Below are 15,203 nucleotides of genomic sequence, written 5' to 3' on the forward strand. Positions count from 1 at the left end.
CATGAGTACCGCAAGCCTTTCCGCCGCGGCCGCTGCCAACGCTGCTCGCCGGGGTAATGTCTGGGGCCGCCGCGCCCTGATCGCGCTGGCCTGGCTGGCCTTCGCGCTGTTCCTGCTGCTACCGCTGTTCGTGGTGCTGAGCGAGGCGCTGAAGCAGGGCTTCGGCACCTTCTTCGAAGCCATCCTGGAGCCCGACGCACTGGCCGCGCTGAAGCTGACGTTGATCGCCGTGGGCATCTCGGTGCCGCTGAACCTGGTGTTCGGCGTCGCCGCCGCCTGGTGCGTGACCAAGTTCGAGTTCCCCGGCAAGAGCATCCTGGTCACCCTGATCGACCTGCCGTTCTCGGTTTCGCCGGTGATCGCCGGCCTGATCTACGTGCTGCTGTTCGGCGCCCAGGGCTACTTTGGCGAGTGGCTGAGCGAGCACGACATCCAGATCGTCTTCGCCGTGCCCGGCATCGTCCTGGCCACCATTTTCGTCACCTTCCCCTTCGTCGCCCGCGAACTGATCCCGCTGATGCAGGAACAGGGCACGCAGGAAGAGGAAGCCGCGCGCCTGCTCGGCGCCAACGGCTGGCAGATGTTCTGGCACGTGACCCTGCCGAACATCAAATGGGGTCTGATCTACGGCGTGGTGCTGTGCACCGCGCGTGCCATGGGCGAGTTCGGCGCCGTGTCGGTGGTCTCCGGGCACATCCGCGGCGTCACCAACACCCTGCCGCTGCACGTCGAAATCCTCTACAACGAGTACAACCACGTCGCCGCTTTCAGCGTTGCCACCCTGTTGCTGCTGATGGCCCTCGTCATCCTGCTGCTCAAGCAGTGGAGCGAGTCGCGCCTGTCCCGCACCAAAGTCAAAGCTGACGATGAATAAGTGAGAGCCCAGCCATGAGCATCGAGATCCGTAACGTCAGCAAGAACTTCAACGCCTTCAAGGCGCTGAACGACATCAACCTGGACATCCACAGCGGCGAGCTGGTCGCCCTGCTCGGCCCGTCCGGCTGCGGCAAGACCACCCTGCTGCGCATCATCGCCGGCCTGGAAACCCCGGACGCCGGCAAAATCGTCTTCCACGGCGAAGACGTTTCGCAGCACGACGTGCGCGATCGCAACGTCGGCTTCGTGTTCCAGCATTACGCGCTGTTCCGCCATATGACAGTGTTCGACAACGTCGCCTTCGGCCTGCGCATGAAACCGAAGAAGGAGCGCCCAAGCGAAGCGCGCATCGCCGAGAAAGTCCACGAACTGCTGAACATGGTGCAGCTGGACTGGCTCGCCGACCGCTACCCGGAGCAGCTCTCCGGCGGCCAGCGCCAGCGTATCGCCCTGGCCCGCGCCCTGGCGGTGGAGCCGAAGATCCTGCTGCTCGACGAACCTTTTGGCGCCCTCGACGCCAAGGTGCGCAAGGAGCTGCGCCGCTGGCTCGCACGCCTGCACGAGGAGATCAACCTGACCTCCGTGTTCGTCACCCACGACCAGGAAGAAGCGATGGAAGTCGCCGACCGCATCGTGGTGATGAACAAAGGCGTGATCGAGCAGATCGGCTCGCCGGGCGAGGTCTACGAGAACCCGGCCAGCGACTTCGTCTACCACTTCCTCGGCGACTCCAACCGCCTGCACCTCGGCGGGGACGAGCACGTGCTGTTCCGCCCGCACGAGATCTCGCTGTCGCGCTCCGAAGTGGCCGAGCACCGCGCCGCCGAGGTCCGCGACATCCGCCCGCTGGGCGCGATCACCCGCGTGACCCTCAAGGTCGACGGCCAGGACGAGCTGATCGAGGCCGAAGTGGTGAAGGACCACGACAGCCTGACTGGCCTGGCGCGTGGCGAGACGCTGTACTTCAAGCCGAAGGCGTATCAGCCGGTGGCCAACATCTGATCCGGCAAACCGCTTTTCTGTAGGAGCGAGCTTGCTCGCGAACAACTCCGCTACGGGGCCGGGTTCGCGAGCAAGAACTGAGCGTCCTCCTCGCTCCTACAGAGAGCCACCCGCGCTTTTCCCTGACTGCCAATCCCTCGTATCCTGCCGGCCTTGCTTTCAACAAGGCCCGGCCATGTTCGACGCCCTCCCGCAACACCTCGAACTGATCGTCCTCACCTTCCTCCTCGCCGGCCTGGTGAAGGGCGTGGTCGGGCTCGGCCTGCCCACGGTCGCCGTCGGGCTGCTCGGGCTGGTGATGCCGCCGATGCAGGCTGCCGCGATCCTGGTCGTCCCCTCCACCGTCACCAATATCTGGCAGCTGGCTGCCGGCCCGCGCTTCCTCGGGTTGTTCAAACGGTTGTGGGGGATGCTGCTCGGCATCGTCGTCGGAACGCTGGCGGTGGGTTGGCTCCTGGCGGGGGAAAACTGGCCGGCAGCCACGCCGCTGCTGGGCGTGGCGCTGATCCTCTATGCGTTGCTGGGACTGTCGAACCAACGCTTCAGCGTGGCGCCGCAGCACGAGCGCTGGCTATCGCCGGTGATCGGTCTGATCACCGGCGGCGTCACCGCCGTGACCGGCGTCTTCGTGATTCCCGCCGTGCCTTTCCTACAGGCCCTCGACCTGGAGAAGGACGATCTGGTGCAGGCACTGGGGCTGTCGTTCACCGTCTCGACGCTGGCCCTGGCGATCACCCTCAGCCAGCACGGCTCGCTGTTGCAGGCGGATGTGCTCGGCTTGTCCCTACTGGCCCTGCTGCCGGCGCTGGCAGGCATGTACCTGGGCACCTGGCTGCGTTCGCGGATCAGCCCGCTGGCGTTCCGCCGCTGCTTCTTCGGCGGGCTGTTGCTGCTGGGCGCGGACCTCGCAGTTCGCGGTATTTGATCTCGCGCCGGATTGCTTTTCTGTAGGAGCGAGCTTGTGACCCACAGGGATGTGGGGAATGCCGTTATCCGAAGGGAACGGATTCGGCCTCGCGAACCCGGCCCCGAGCGAGGGTTTGTTCGCGAGCAAGAACGAGGCGTCCCCTCGCTCCTGCAAGTGTTAATCCCGCACAGCTTCGTCCAGATGCTGTAGCAGGAAATCCCGGCTCGACTCGACGATCGCCTTCTGTGCCTGTTCGCTGGCCACCATGCGCGCCAGCACCAGCGCGCCGACGCACTGCGCCAGCAATGCCCAGGCGTCTTCCGCCGAACCCAGCACCTCAGCCCAGGCCTGCTGCAATTCCACCAGCGCATCCTCGGCGCTTTGTCGCACTGACTCGTCGGCGCGGGCAATCTCCGCGCCCAGCGCCGGAATCGCGCAACCGGCAGCCGAATCCTGCACATGGGTGACGTTCAGGTAGCGCTTCAACCCGCGCTCCAGGCGCGCGCGGTCGAGCACCTTGCCCTTCGCCGCGAGGCGCTCGACGCTCTGGCTCAGCTCGCGCTCGACGATGGCGGCGAACAGTTCGTCCTTCGAACCGAAGTGGTTGTAGAACGCCCCGCCGGACAGCCCCACGGCCTTCATCAGCCCGTCCACGCCGGTGGTGGCGAAACCGCCCTGCTTGGCGAGCGAGCCGCTGCTGTCGAGCAGGCGCTGGCGGGTTTCTTCCTTGTGGGTCGCTGAGTAGCGCATGGAGCGCCTCCGTCGAAGCGGTTGACGATGCGTCGAATATTAACATAACGTTCGTTTACCTAACGACCGTTTACCAAATTTCGCGCACCCCAGAGGAAACGAGAATGTCGAACAAGAAAGTCGTCCTGGTCATCGGCGCCGGCGATGCCACCGGCGGCGCCATCGCCCGCCGTTTCGCCCGCGAAGGCTACGTCGCCTGCGTCACCCGGCGCTCGGCGGACAAACTGCAGCCGCTGGTGGATGCCATCCGCGCCGAAGGCGGCGAGGCCCACGGCTTTGCCTCCGACGCCCGCAAGGAAGAAGCGGTGATCGAACTGGTGGAGACCATCGAGCGCGACATCGGCCCCATCGAAGCCTTCGTCTTCAATATCGGCGCCAACGTACCCTGCAGCATCCTCGAAGAGACCGCGCGCAAGTACTTCAAGATCTGGGAGATGGCCTGCTTCTCCGGCTTCCTCACCGGCCGCGAAGTGGCCAAGCGCATGGTCAAGCGCCAGCGCGGCACCATCCTGTTCACCGGCGCCACGGCCGGCCTGCGCGGCGCCTCGGGCTTCGCCGCCTTCGCCGGCGCCAAGCACGGCATCCGCGCCCTGGCCCAGAGCATGGCCCGCGAACTGGGGCCGATGGGCCTGCACGTCGGCCACGTGGTGGTGGACGGCGCCATCGACACCGAATTCATCCGCGAGAACTTCCCGCAGAAGTACGCGCAGAAGGACCAGGACGGCATCCTCGACCCCGAGCACATCGCCGACAGTTACTGGTATTTGCATTCGCAACCGCGCGATGCCTGGACCTTCGAACTCGATCTCCGCCCCTGGATCGAGCGCTGGTAATCCCCTCATAACGACAACAAGAAGAGAGCCACTCATGAGCAAATCCGTCGAGTTCTACTTCGACTTCGGCAGCCCGACGTCCTACCTGGCGTATACCCAACTGCCGGGCATCTGCGCCGAATCCGGCGCCGAGCTGGTCTACCGCCCAGTCCTGCTGGGCGGCGTGTTCCAGGCCACCGGCAACGCCTCGCCCATCGCCGTGCCGGCCAAGGGTCGCTACACGCTGATCGACATGAGCCGCTTCGCCCGCCGCTATGGCGTGCCGATGAAGATGAACCCGCACTTCCCGATCAACACCCTCACCCTGATGCGTGCCGCCACCGGCGTACAACTGCGCCAGCCGGAGCGTTTCGAGGCGCTGCTGGCCTGCGTGTTCAAGGGTATGTGGGTGGATGCGCTGAACCTGGGCGACCCGGCGGTGCTCGGCCCGTTGCTGGCCGAGGCGGGCTTCGACCCGCAGGCGATGCTGGCGCTGACCGCCGAGCAGGAAGTGAAGGATGCGCTGAAGGCCAACACCGAAGCGGCGATCAAGCGCGGCATGTTCGGAGCGCCGACCTTCTTCGTCGGCAACGAGATGTTCTTCGGCCAGGATCGTCTGGATTTCGTTCGCGAAGCGCTGGCGTAAAGCGGTTCTCGAGTACCGTAGGGCGCATAACCTGGAACAGGTTATCCGCCGGCAGGAAGCGGTTCGCGAGCAAGCTCGCTCCTACGAAAAGCGCACCGATGCAGCCCTGTAGGAGCGAGGGGGACGCCTAGTTCTTGCTCGCGAACATCACAGCGCCAGGACAGCCGAGCGACGCAGGCCGAAGAACTCCAGTTCGGCGAACAGCAGGACCACCAGCGCCTGGCCGATGACGAAGGCATAGCCCAGGGCGGTCGGCTGCACATAGCCGGTCACCAGCAGGGCAGCGCTCTCCACCACCCACAGCGCGTTCAGCGCGATCACGGCCCAGACTCCGGTGCGCGACAGCGCCGGCTGATTGGACATCCAGTAGAGCACCAGCGCCAGCGGCAACAGGACGATGCCGGCCACCAGCAACAGGACGAAGGGCAGGCCCAGCAGCTCGCCCAGCGGTTGTGCAGCCAAGGCCATCAGCAGGCCCATGGCGCCACCGGCCAGGGCGTCGACTTTCAGGGTGAGGCGAAGCAGCGGGGACGGTTGCAGCAGAGTCATGGCAAAGCTCCTTCAAGTGTCGCCACCGGTTGGCAGCGTGTGGCTGAAGAATCCGCCCCTGGCGTAAGCCCGTCGATTACCTGCCAGGTAATGGCCGCATCGAAGCGGGAGGTCTATCGTTGCCTCCCATGAACAGCCCAGCCCAACCTGTCGGCGCCCTGCTCCGCCAATGGCGCCAGCGCCGCCGACTCAGCCAGCTCGACCTCGCCTGCGACGCGGATATCTCCACGCGCCACCTGAGCTTCGTCGAAACCGGACGCGCCCTGCCCAGCCGCGAGATGCTCCTGCACCTGGCGGAGCAACTGGACATTCCGCTGCGCGAGCGCAACCGCCTGCTCAGCGCGGCGGGCTACGCCCCGGTGTATTCGGAGAAAGGCCTGGACGATCCGGCGCTGACCGTGGCGAAACAGGCCATCGACCAGTTGCTCAAGGCCCACGAGCCGAACCCGGCGATGGTTGTGGACCGCCACTGGAATCTGCTGGCGTCCAACCGCACGGTCGATATCTTCCTGCTCGGCGTCGCCCCGGAGCTGCTGCAGCCGCCGATCAACGTGCTGCGCATGAGCCTGCACCCCAAGGGCCTGGCGCCGCGCATCCTCAATCTCGGGCCGTGGAAGGCGCATGTAGTGGAGCGCTTGCAGCGCGACTACGAGGCCAGCGGCGACCCGGCATTGGCGGCGTTGCGCGACGAGGTGGCCGCCTATCCGGCGCCGCCCTACGACGAGACAGCCAGCGGCGACATGGTGCTGATCCCGGTGCAATTGCAGACGGAGCTGGGTGTCTGCAGCCTGATCGGCACCATCACGGTGTTCGGCACGCCGGTGGACGTGACGCTGTCGGAGCTGGCGCTGGAAACCTTCTTCCCGGCCGACCCCGACAGCGCCCGGATCCTGCGCCAGCTCAGCGGCACAGAATGAGCTGAATCAGGCGGTCGCCTTCTTCTCGCGGATGCAGGTGGGGCCGGCGCGCTCTTCCACGGCGTGGCGCACTTCGTCGCGCAGGCCAAGCAGGAAGGCCGCTTCGGCAGCGACGAACAGCGGGCCGACGATCAGCCCGGTGAGGTCATCGACGAACGCCGGCTTGCGCCCCTCATACCAGTGGCCGACGAACTGGATGATCCAGCCCACCACGAACAGGCCGATCCCCCAGGCAAGCCAGGATGCCGTGGTGCCGGCTGCGAATGCAGCGCCGATCCACAGCGACAGCGCCAGCAGCGCAGTCATCAGCAGGCCGAAGCGCAGGTCCAGGCGCAGGTAGAAAACGACAGAGGCAAGCGCCAGCAGCGTGGCCGGTGAGACCAGCAGGCCGCCCAGCTCGAAGCCGGGGCGCGACAGCAGGGTAGCGATGGACAGCACGATCATCGGGATGCCGATGAAATGGCTGACGATGTTCCGCCGGTCACGATGGTAGGCGGCATATTGGGCAAGGTGGTCGACGAGCGTTTTCATTGTTGTTCTCCCGCAAGGTACTGGCATCATGGCGATGTGCGCCTCGCCACTCTGTCAGCTAGCCGACATTACCCATGACCGACGCCAAGCCCTACCTCGCCCGCCTGCCGGAAGGCCGCTGGTTCCAGACCCTGCCGGAGGGTCTGCGCCAGGCCCTGTGCGAAGCCGCCCTGGTGCGCCGCCTGCCCGCCGGCCAGCGCCTGTTCGCCCGTGGCGACGCGCCGTGCGGCCTGTATTGCGTGGTGGATGGGGCGATGCGCGTCAGCGTGGTCGGCGAGAGCGGCAAGGAAGCGCTGCTGGCCCTGGTGGAAGCGCCCAACTGGTTCGGCGAGATCTGCCTGTTCGACGGCCAGCCGCGCACCCACGACGCCTACGCCGAAGGTGCCACCGTGCTGTTGCAGGTGCCCCTGGCGCCGCTGCAGGCGCTGCTGGCGCAGCACCCGGAATACTGGCGCGACTTCGCCCTGCTGATGAGCCACAAGCTGCGCATCACCTTCGCCGTACTGGAAGAGCTGTCGCTGCTGCCCGCCGCGCCGCGCCTGGCCCGGCGCCTGCTGATGATCGCCGAGGGCTACGGCGAGTCGGCCACTGCCAAGCGCGAGCTGCACCTGCCCCAGGAGCAGTTGGCGGCCATGCTCTCGCTGTCACGGCAGACCACCAACCAGATCCTCAAGGACCTGGAAGCCCAGGGCATCGTGCGCCTGAGCTACGGCGGCATCGAGATCCTCGACCGCGAACGCCTGCGCCAGGCGGCCCACGCCTGACCTCTGCCGGCCCGTCTAGAAAAAAAGCCAGGCGAGTCTCGACAACCTACGATGGTCGAGCCCGTCGCCCCCTCGTTCTAATGCACCCGCCGCCGCGCTGGCCCCCATCCGTCAGCGCCGAGCCGGCACCCGAACCTTCAGCATGACAGCAAGGCGGCCAGCGCCACGCGCCGGCCGCAAGGGAATCCTATGCGCCTTTCGAAACTCCTCTGCGCCCTCGCCCTGACCGCTCCGGCCCTGGCGATGGCCGACGACAGCGGCCTCTACGTCGGTGGCGGCGTGACCCGCCTCGAGATCGACGAGCGGTCCTTCGATGACCACGACAACAGCTACAAGCTGTACGCCGGCTACCGCTTCAACAATTACCTGTCCCTGGAAGGCGCGGTGGTCGACTTCGGCGACATGAGCGACGGCAAGAAGCACTTCGACGGCGAGTCGCTGCAAGCCAACGTCCACCTGGGCGTCCCCATCGGCCAGCGCATCCGCCTGTACGGCATCGCCGGCGTGCATGCCTGGCACGCTGATGACGATGCCGCCGGCAAATCCGACGACGTGGACGCGCTCTACGGTTTCGGCGGTGAAATGGACGTGATCGGCGGCCTGGGCGTGCGCCTGCAGCAGGAGTACCTGGACGTCGGCGACATCGACCTCGACCAGACCACCCTTTCGGCCTACTGGCGCTTCTGACGCCCGTCTGCCCCGCAACGCCCGGCGGAGGTTCGGCTCTCCCCAGAGCAGTCCTCCCCCTCCCGAACCCTCCGCCGGCACCGGTTCAGCTGCACAAATCACTCTTTCGGACGGTTGCAGCGGCAAGGTTCGCAGCTAGCCTAGGGATAGCTGCATTTCTGGCGCCAGAGAACACGCGCCCGGGCGAATCAGGCAGCTCACAATAACAAGAAGGACGCCTCCGCCATGTTCCGAAAGCTCGATGTCTATCGCGGTTTCCTGCTGTGCTGTTTCGGACTCCTCTCCCTCGCCGCCCAGGCCAACCTGCCCAGCGAGGAACTGCAATTGCAGACCCTGCAGGTCTACACCTGCCGCTCGATCAACAGCCTGTTGCTGCTGCGCGGCGAAGGCTTCCAGGAAACCCACGCCGCCCAGCTGGAGAAGGACCTGGCCACCCTGGACAAGGCGGTCAAGGGCTACCCCAAGGCCGACGACGCGCTCAAGAAGGCCCATGCGGAATTCGTAACGCAGATTCGCAATGGCGTTTCCTACGGCCCCAAGGAAGAAGACCTGCCCTGGCGCTACAACCAGGACCTGAGCCGCGCCCTGCGCGAGTTGCTCAACCAGGTCGAGCGCTTCGTGCCGGCTAGCGCCGACGCCAATCAGATTCCGCTGTGGGAACTGCCGGTGCGCGTCGAGTACCTGGCCACCCAGTACCTGGGCCGCGCGTACATCAGCGGCCTGGAGCTGGCCCGCGAGCAGCCGCAGGAATACCTCGGCCAGGACGAGAGCGTGCTGGTACCGCTGCTGACCCAGCGCATCGATCAGTTGCCCGATAGCGATGCGACCAAGAAACTGCGCACCCGCTGGGAATACCTGAGCAAGGCGCTGCTGGACATGAACAGCAAGAGCAACAGCGGCGTCAGCGCTTCCGGCCGTCCCTGGGCCCCGATCATCGTCGACCGCAACGCCCGCGCCGTTTCCGGCCAGCTCATGCTGATCAGCCAGCAGTAGCGCCTCAGGCCGGGATCGCCTCGGGTTCCGGCTCCGCCTCGGGTACCGCGGCAGCACTCTCCACCACAGGCGGCGCCTGCATCTCGTCACGGTCCAGGTCGGCGGCCCGGCCGACCAGCAGCGGGTCAGGCGCGTGGGCGATCTTCTCGTCCTTGCCGGGGTAATCCAGCGTGTGCAGGAAGTGCCGCAGGCAGTTGAGGCGCGCACGCTTCTTGTCGTCGGACTTGATCACCACCCAGGGCGCATCGGCGGTGTCGGTGTGGAAGAACATCGCTTCCTTGGCCTGGGTGTAGTCATCCCACTTGTCCAGCGACTGGATGTCGATGGGTGACAGCTTCCAGTGCTTGAGCGGGTCGTCGCGGCGCGAGACGAAACGGCGCAGTTGCTCCTCGCGGCTCACCGAGAACCAGTACTTGAAGACCAGGATGCCGTTGCGCACCAGCATGCGCTCCAGCTCCGGTGTCTGCTGCATGAACTCCAGGTACTGGCGCGGCGAGCAGAAGCCCATCACCCGCTCGACGCCGGCGCGGTTGTACCAGGAGCGGTCGAAGAAGACGATCTCCCCGGCCGTGGGCAGGTGCTGGATGTAGCGCTGGAAGTACCACTGGCCGCGCTCGGCGTCGCTGGGTTTCTCCAGGGCGATGACCCGCGCGCCACGCGGGTTGAGGTGCTCCATGAAGCGTTTGATCGTGCCGCCCTTGCCCGCGGCGTCACGGCCCTCGAACAGCACGACGACGCGCTGGCCGGTCTCCTTCACCCAGCTTTGCACCTTCAGCAGCTCGACCTGCAACTGCTCCTTGAGATGTTCGTATTCCCTGCGCTGCAGCCGCTTGCGGTAAGGGTAGAGGGCCGGCAGCTCGGCGGACGTGGAGTCCTCGTTGCTGCCGCGGGGCGCCATGGCCACTTTCAGCGCAACCGGGCCATGGCTCTGGGCACGGATTTCCTCCGCGCCATCGGTCATCGGTGGCTTGGCGGCGGCCGGCGCCCGGCTGGCAGTCTTGTTGGCACGGCGTACCGGGGCGGTTCTGCGGGTGACGGTCTCGGACATGGTCTCCTCCGGTGAGACATTGAGTGGTCAGGGGACTTCCCACTCTCTGCGCCAGCGGGGCAAGCCTTCTTGACCGGCATCAATCTCATCGAGCGAGCTCGCCTCAATCCACCCAGCAACCGGCTACAGCCAGCCTTTGTACTTGAACCAGTAGTAGGGAATGATCGCCGAGATCACCATCGCCACCAGCGCCATGGGGTAGCCGGCCAGCCACGCAAGCTCGGGCATGTGCGCGAAGTTCATGCCGTACACCGTACCCACCAGGGTCGGCGGCAGGAACAGTACCGCGGCGATGGAGAACACCTTGATGATGCTGTTCTGCTCGATGTTGATCAGGCCCAGGGTGGCATCGAGCAGGAAGGTGATTTCCCCGGCCATCTTCGTCTGGTACTCGCTGAGCGAGCGCACGTCGCGCTCCACCGACTTCATGCCCAGCTTCACTTCGTCGCTGATCCAGCCGTTGCTGCCCTGGCGGAAATAGCTCAGCGGCCGGCTGATGCTCAGCAGGCTCTCGTTGAGCTTGGACAGCAGCGAGTTCTTGCGCCCGAGCTGCTTGACCACTTCCTGCAGGTCGGCCTTCTCGTTGGCCGGGCCCTCGCGGAAGATGCTGGTGCCCAGGCTGTCGAGCTGCTTCTGGACGTTCTCCAGCACGTCGGCGATGCGGTCCACCACGCTGTCCATCAGGGTCACGAACAACTGGTCGCTGCGCCCCTCGCAGCCGCCGCGCTGGGTGCGCGACTCGAAGGTACGGAAGGCCAGCAGGTCGGTGTAGCGCACCGTCACCAGCCAGTGCGGTGTCAGTACGCAGGTGACCTCCGAGGTGCTCGGCTTGTGCTCGCGGATGCCACCGACCACGGTGGTGGTCATGTACAGCGCTCCCTTGCTCTCGTAGAAGCGCGAGGAGTCCTCGATCTCGGCCATCTCCTCCTGGGTCGGCACATCCACCTCGATGATCGACTCCAGCAGTTTTTCCTCTTCCGCCGTGGGCCGGAACAGGTCGATCCAGAGCGTGTCCTTGGGCATGCCATGGCACTCGCTGCCGTTGTGGCGAACCAGGCGGTCGCCGACGAGGGTGTAATAGGTGATCATGTCGCCCGACAATCCTTTTACGCACCTGAAGTTGTCCCGCAGGTTGGCCAACTTCAGGCGGCTTCACAAGTCCAGCGGAGAGCAATGTGATGACTGACCAGGACGATGCCGAAGAGTCCTTCGCCGAAGACACCCTGATCCAGGCGATCGAGAACCAGATTGAAAGCGAGAGCCCGGCAGCCGCCCGCGCGGTGTTCAACAAGCTGACGCTGGTCGGCTACGAGCGCGAGGATGCACTGCACCTGATGGCCCTCGTGCTCGCCCACGAGATCGAGTCGATGCTGGCCGAAGACCGCCCGTTCAACGGCGAATGGTACGAACAGGCCTTGCGCGCACTGCCGACCCTGCCCGACGGCACTGTTGCCGAATGAGGCAGCGGCATAAGACCGCTTGCCGAACCGGTCGGACTTGAGACTACACTGGAGCCTCAGTGACCATCGGGAGTTAGAAGAATGGCTTTCACCAAAGAAATGGTTGAGGAACTTGATCTGCTGGCGCTCTACGACCTGGAGAACAGCCAGGCCGGGTTGAAAGTGCATCACGACGCTTCCGCCGAGGCCGTGGCGGCCGCCGGCCGACTCCATGCCAAAGGCCTGATCGACCAGCAGGACGGCGGCTATCTGACCAGCCTGGGCCTCGACGCCGCCGAACACGCTCAGGTCCTGCTCGGCATCCTGCGCGGCTGACCTCAAGTTCCCCTGCGAGCGGGCGATAAACTGGCACACTTCCGAGCGCCGCATTCCCTGATGCGGCGCCGCTGGCCAGGCAGCAGTACGCCATGACGCTCACTCCCGAAATTCGCCCGGACATCGACGACGGCATCGACCGAAAGGTGCTGACGCAGCTGCGTCAGCGCTTCCTGAAGGTCAACTCCGCGCGCCTGCAACGGGCCAGTGAAGCGCTTTCCACGCGGCAGCAGCTTGTTCTCAAGCTGCTGCCGCTGCTGCTGGACGTGAACCACCCGCTGCTGCCCGGCTACGTATCGGCCAGCACCCCCGCAGGGCTGTCGAACTTCGTTCCGGAGGACGACGTCCTCGCCGAAGCCCAGCGCCTGACCCGCTCCTTCAGCTACAAGCCCCGTCGCGGCAACCCGCCACTGCCGATCCACGGGCTGTTCCTGATGGGCAGCCTGGGCACCGTCGCCCAGGCCGAACAGAGCGACCTGGACCTGTGGGTCTGCCACGCCCCCGACCTCTCCGAGCGGGAGCTGGCGGAACTGCGCCGCAAATGCGAGCTGCTCGAACAATGGGCCGCGACCCTGGGCGCCGAGGTGCACTGCTTCCTCGTCGACCCGCAGCACTACACCCAGGGCGCCCGCGAGGCGCGGCTGACCTCCGACGACTGCGGCACCAGCCAGCACTACCTGCTGCTCGACGAGTTCTACCGCACCGCCATCTGGCTTGGCGGCCGCACGCCGCTGTGGTGGCTGGTACCGGTCTATGAGGAGAATCGCTACGCAGAGTACTGCCAGACACTGCTGAGCAAACGCTTCATCCGCGCCGAGGACGTCCTCGATCTCGGGCACCTGGCGCGCATCCCGCCCGGCGAGTTCATCGGCGCCGGCATGTGGCAATTGTTCAAGGGCATCGAGTCGCCCTACAAATCGGTGCTCAAGCTGCTGCTCACCGAGGTCTACGCCAGCGAACACCCGCAGGTTTCCTGCCTGAGCCTGCGCTACAAGCAGGCGATCTACGCCGGCCGCCTGGACGTGGAGGATCTCGACCCCTACGTGATGCTCTACCGGCGCCTGGAGGAATACCTCAAGGCGCGCGGGGAAACCGAGCGCCTGGAACTGATCCGCCGCTGCCTCTACCTGAAGGTCGGCAAGAAACTCGGCCGGCCGCCGCGCCAGGGCCACAAGAGCTGGCAACGCAAGGTGATGGAGCGCGTCTCGGCGGAGTGGAAGTGGGACAACCGCGCCTTCGCCCAACTGGACAGCCGCAGCCAGTGGAAAGTACGCCAGGTGCTGCTGGAACGCCGCGCGCTGGTCAACGAGCTGACCCATAGCTACCGCTTCCTTTCTCAGTTCGCCCGCCTGCAGCAGGCCGCCAGCGGCATCAACCCGCGGGACATGGGCATCCTCGGACGACGCCTGTACGCCGCCTTCGAGCGCAAGGCCGGCAAGGTCGAATTCATCAACCCGGGTATCGCCCCGGACATGGCCGAAGACATCCTCACCCTCGCCCAGCTGCCGGGTGGCGACGCCGGCAAACCTCCGTTCTGGGCGCTGTATGGCGGCAACCTGTCGCTGCAGGAGATGGCCGACTTCGCCCCGCTACGTCGCGCCCGTGACCTCATGGACCTGCTCGCCTGGAGCCACCGCAACGGCGTGGTCGATGCAACCACGCGGCTGTCCCTGCAGCCGGGCGCCAGCGACCTGAGCGAGTTCGAACTGCAGAACCTGCTGGGCAGCCTGCAGCAGGCCGTCCCGCTGCCGCTCGACGAGGTGCCGGAAAGTGCCCTGCTGCGCAGCGCGGTGCCGTCGCAGGTGTTGCTGCTGGTGAACGTCGGCATCGACCCGCTGCGCCAGCACAGCCAGATGAACGTGCATATGACCACCGAGCGCACCGACTCGCTCGGCTACTCCGGGGTGCGCGACAACCTGGTGCTGACCCTCGACCAAATCACCCTCAACAGCTGGAACGAACTGCTGGTCAGCCGCTACTCGGGCCCCCACGCGCTGCTCGACTGCCTGCGCGAGTTCCTCAACACGCTGCCCACCGACGCCCCGCCGCCGCGTCTGCTGGTGCGCTGCTTCTGCCGCAACCGCGCCGCGGCCATCGCCCAGCGCGTGGAAGACCTGTTCCGCGATGCCCATGCGCAGCTCGCCAGCGGCAAGGGCGGGCGCTACCTGCTGCAGGTGCGCCAGCATTTCCACCTGCTGCACCTGGTGCCCGGCAGCGTCAGCCACCGGGTGATCGAAGGGCTGCCGGCGCTCGTCGAGCACCTGGGCGACACCCAGGACGACAGCGGCTTCCTGCAGCTGGACCGGCACGCGCTGGAAGGCGACGACCTCGCCATGATCCTGCCGCTGGGCCGGGCCAATACCGTGCAGGTGTTCTACCGCCTGGACGAAGGCAGCGCGGAAATCACCATCCTCGATGAGCGCAACGCCCTCTGGCGACGCCACCAGGAGTACGACACCGAGGAAGGCCTGCTGCTGCCGCTGCAGCGCTTCCTGCAGTCGGTGCAGTACCGCCGCAACGCCGTGATCTCGCTACTGGAAAGCCAGGGACCGGTGGGTGCGGACATCCTCTTCTACGAAGTGGTGACCAACGGTCACCAGCGTGCGCAACGCATCGAGCGGCGCAACGCGCCGCAGCCGCTGGAAGCGCTGCCGTTCTACAACGTGCAGGCGATCGTCGAACCCGGAGAAGGCCAGCGCGCGCGCACCACGCTGTTCTGCAACCACCGCGAGTTCTCGGAACTGGAGTTCGGTAACGAGCTGTTCCAGGCCGTGGCCAGGCACATCCTGGACCGGCGCCGGGGACAGGAGCGCTACCCCTGCTACATCACCGACCTGGACCTCTCGGCCATGCGCGAGGGCGGCGAGCTGCAGACGGTGCACTTCCTGCGCTACAAGCAGAGCCTGGAACAGGCGCTGAACCGGGCGCTGGCCGAGGCCTGAAGGC

General features: G+C 66.0%; 17 protein-coding genes. 12 read left to right on the top strand and 5 right to left on the bottom strand.

From position 1 onward, the window contains the following. Position 1: 1 nt before the first annotated feature. The 3 genes from cysW (at position 2) to LDJ84_RS28635 (ending at position 2,803) form a co-directional block, all read left to right on the top strand. Positions 2-874: a sulfate ABC transporter permease subunit CysW gene (gene cysW / locus LDJ84_RS28625; protein ID WP_024762119.1), complete on the top strand. Its 873-nt coding sequence runs from the start codon at positions 2-4 to the stop codon at positions 872-874. A 14-nt stretch (positions 875-888) separates the two neighbouring features. After that, on the top strand, positions 889-1,878 hold the full coding sequence (locus LDJ84_RS28630; protein ID WP_024762118.1) for a sulfate/molybdate ABC transporter ATP-binding protein: 990 nt from the start codon (positions 889-891) through the stop codon (positions 1,876-1,878). Between the two features lie 175 nt (positions 1,879-2,053). Beyond that, entirely contained in the window at positions 2,054-2,803 is a 750-nt protein-coding gene (locus LDJ84_RS28635) for a sulfite exporter TauE/SafE family protein (RefSeq protein WP_024762117.1), read from the top strand. Between the two features lie 159 nt (positions 2,804-2,962). On the opposite strand, the gene LDJ84_RS28640 is transcribed toward LDJ84_RS28635, so the two are convergent. Then, positions 2,963-3,535, bottom strand: a complete 573-nt coding sequence (locus LDJ84_RS28640; RefSeq protein ID WP_065085326.1) for a TetR/AcrR family transcriptional regulator — start codon at positions 3,533-3,535, stop codon at positions 2,963-2,965. Positions 3,536-3,639: 104 nt separating this feature from the next. On the opposite strand from LDJ84_RS28640, the gene LDJ84_RS28645 reads away from it, so the two are divergent. Both LDJ84_RS28645 and LDJ84_RS28650 read left to right on the top strand, forming a co-directional pair. Continuing rightward, positions 3,640-4,368, top strand: coding sequence for an SDR family oxidoreductase (locus tag LDJ84_RS28645; RefSeq protein ID WP_024762115.1), 729 nt, complete (start codon positions 3,640-3,642; stop codon positions 4,366-4,368). Between the two features lie 34 nt (positions 4,369-4,402). After that, positions 4,403-4,993 carry a 2-hydroxychromene-2-carboxylate isomerase gene (locus LDJ84_RS28650; RefSeq protein ID WP_024762114.1) on the top strand — a complete coding sequence of 197 codons (591 nt, stop codon included), beginning with the start codon at positions 4,403-4,405 and terminating at the stop codon, positions 4,991-4,993. A 147-nt stretch (positions 4,994-5,140) separates the two neighbouring features. Here the strand turns inward: LDJ84_RS28650 and LDJ84_RS28655 are convergent, their stop codons facing one another. Continuing rightward, the gene (locus LDJ84_RS28655; protein WP_024762113.1) at positions 5,141-5,542 is read right to left on the bottom strand and encodes a hypothetical protein; all 402 of its coding nucleotides are present in this window, start codon (positions 5,540-5,542) and stop codon (positions 5,141-5,143) included. A gap of 128 nt (positions 5,543-5,670) precedes the next feature. Here LDJ84_RS28655 and LDJ84_RS28660 point away from each other — a divergent pair, with 128 nt between their 5' ends. Continuing rightward, positions 5,671-6,459, top strand: coding sequence for a helix-turn-helix domain-containing protein (locus tag LDJ84_RS28660; protein ID WP_024762112.1), 789 nt, complete (start codon positions 5,671-5,673; stop codon positions 6,457-6,459). A 6-nt stretch (positions 6,460-6,465) separates the two neighbouring features. Here LDJ84_RS28660 and LDJ84_RS28665 read toward each other — a convergent pair whose 3' ends face one another. Beyond that, the gene (locus LDJ84_RS28665; RefSeq protein ID WP_024762111.1) at positions 6,466-6,990 is read right to left on the bottom strand and encodes a DUF962 domain-containing protein; all 525 of its coding nucleotides are present in this window, start codon (positions 6,988-6,990) and stop codon (positions 6,466-6,468) included. 74 nt (positions 6,991-7,064) lie between these two features. On the opposite strand from LDJ84_RS28665, the gene LDJ84_RS28670 reads away from it, so the two are divergent. The 3 genes from LDJ84_RS28670 (at position 7,065) to LDJ84_RS28680 (ending at position 9,434) form a co-directional block, all read left to right on the top strand. Then, entirely contained in the window at positions 7,065-7,754 is a 690-nt protein-coding gene (locus LDJ84_RS28670; protein ID WP_037011569.1) for a Crp/Fnr family transcriptional regulator, read from the top strand. A 189-nt stretch (positions 7,755-7,943) separates the two neighbouring features. Further along, on the top strand, positions 7,944-8,441 hold the full coding sequence (locus LDJ84_RS28675) for an outer membrane beta-barrel protein (protein ID WP_226045640.1): 498 nt from the start codon (positions 7,944-7,946) through the stop codon (positions 8,439-8,441). Positions 8,442-8,666: 225 nt separating this feature from the next. Further along, entirely contained in the window at positions 8,667-9,434 is a 768-nt protein-coding gene (locus LDJ84_RS28680) for a hypothetical protein (RefSeq protein ID WP_038803554.1), read from the top strand. 4 nt (positions 9,435-9,438) lie between these two features. Here the strand turns inward: LDJ84_RS28680 and ppk2 are convergent, their stop codons facing one another. Together ppk2 and LDJ84_RS28690 are read right to left on the bottom strand one after the other, a co-directional pair. Next, positions 9,439-10,395, bottom strand: a complete 957-nt coding sequence (gene ppk2 / locus LDJ84_RS28685) for a polyphosphate kinase 2 (protein ID WP_065085371.1) — start codon at positions 10,393-10,395, stop codon at positions 9,439-9,441. A gap of 210 nt (positions 10,396-10,605) precedes the next feature. Continuing rightward, positions 10,606-11,571: a magnesium transporter CorA family protein gene (locus LDJ84_RS28690; protein WP_024762106.1), complete on the bottom strand. Its 966-nt coding sequence runs from the start codon at positions 11,569-11,571 to the stop codon at positions 10,606-10,608. Between the two features lie 89 nt (positions 11,572-11,660). On the opposite strand from LDJ84_RS28690, the gene LDJ84_RS28695 reads away from it, so the two are divergent. From LDJ84_RS28695 to LDJ84_RS28705, 3 genes are all read left to right on the top strand, one after another. After that, complete coding sequence (locus LDJ84_RS28695; protein WP_024762105.1) at positions 11,661-11,942, top strand: hypothetical protein; 282 nt, start codon at positions 11,661-11,663, stop codon at positions 11,940-11,942. An 81-nt stretch (positions 11,943-12,023) separates the two neighbouring features. Next, positions 12,024-12,257, top strand: a complete 234-nt coding sequence (locus LDJ84_RS28700) for a TIGR02647 family protein (RefSeq protein WP_017520761.1) — start codon at positions 12,024-12,026, stop codon at positions 12,255-12,257. 92 nt (positions 12,258-12,349) lie between these two features. Next, complete coding sequence (locus LDJ84_RS28705) at positions 12,350-15,199, top strand: class I adenylate cyclase (protein ID WP_024762104.1); 2,850 nt, start codon at positions 12,350-12,352, stop codon at positions 15,197-15,199. The last annotated feature ends 4 nt before the right edge of the window (positions 15,200-15,203 follow it).

This window comes from Pseudomonas sp. HS-18 (assembly GCF_020401845.1).
In the GTDB taxonomy this organism is placed as follows: Bacteria; Pseudomonadota; Gammaproteobacteria; order Pseudomonadales; family Pseudomonadaceae; genus Pseudomonas; species Pseudomonas nitroreducens.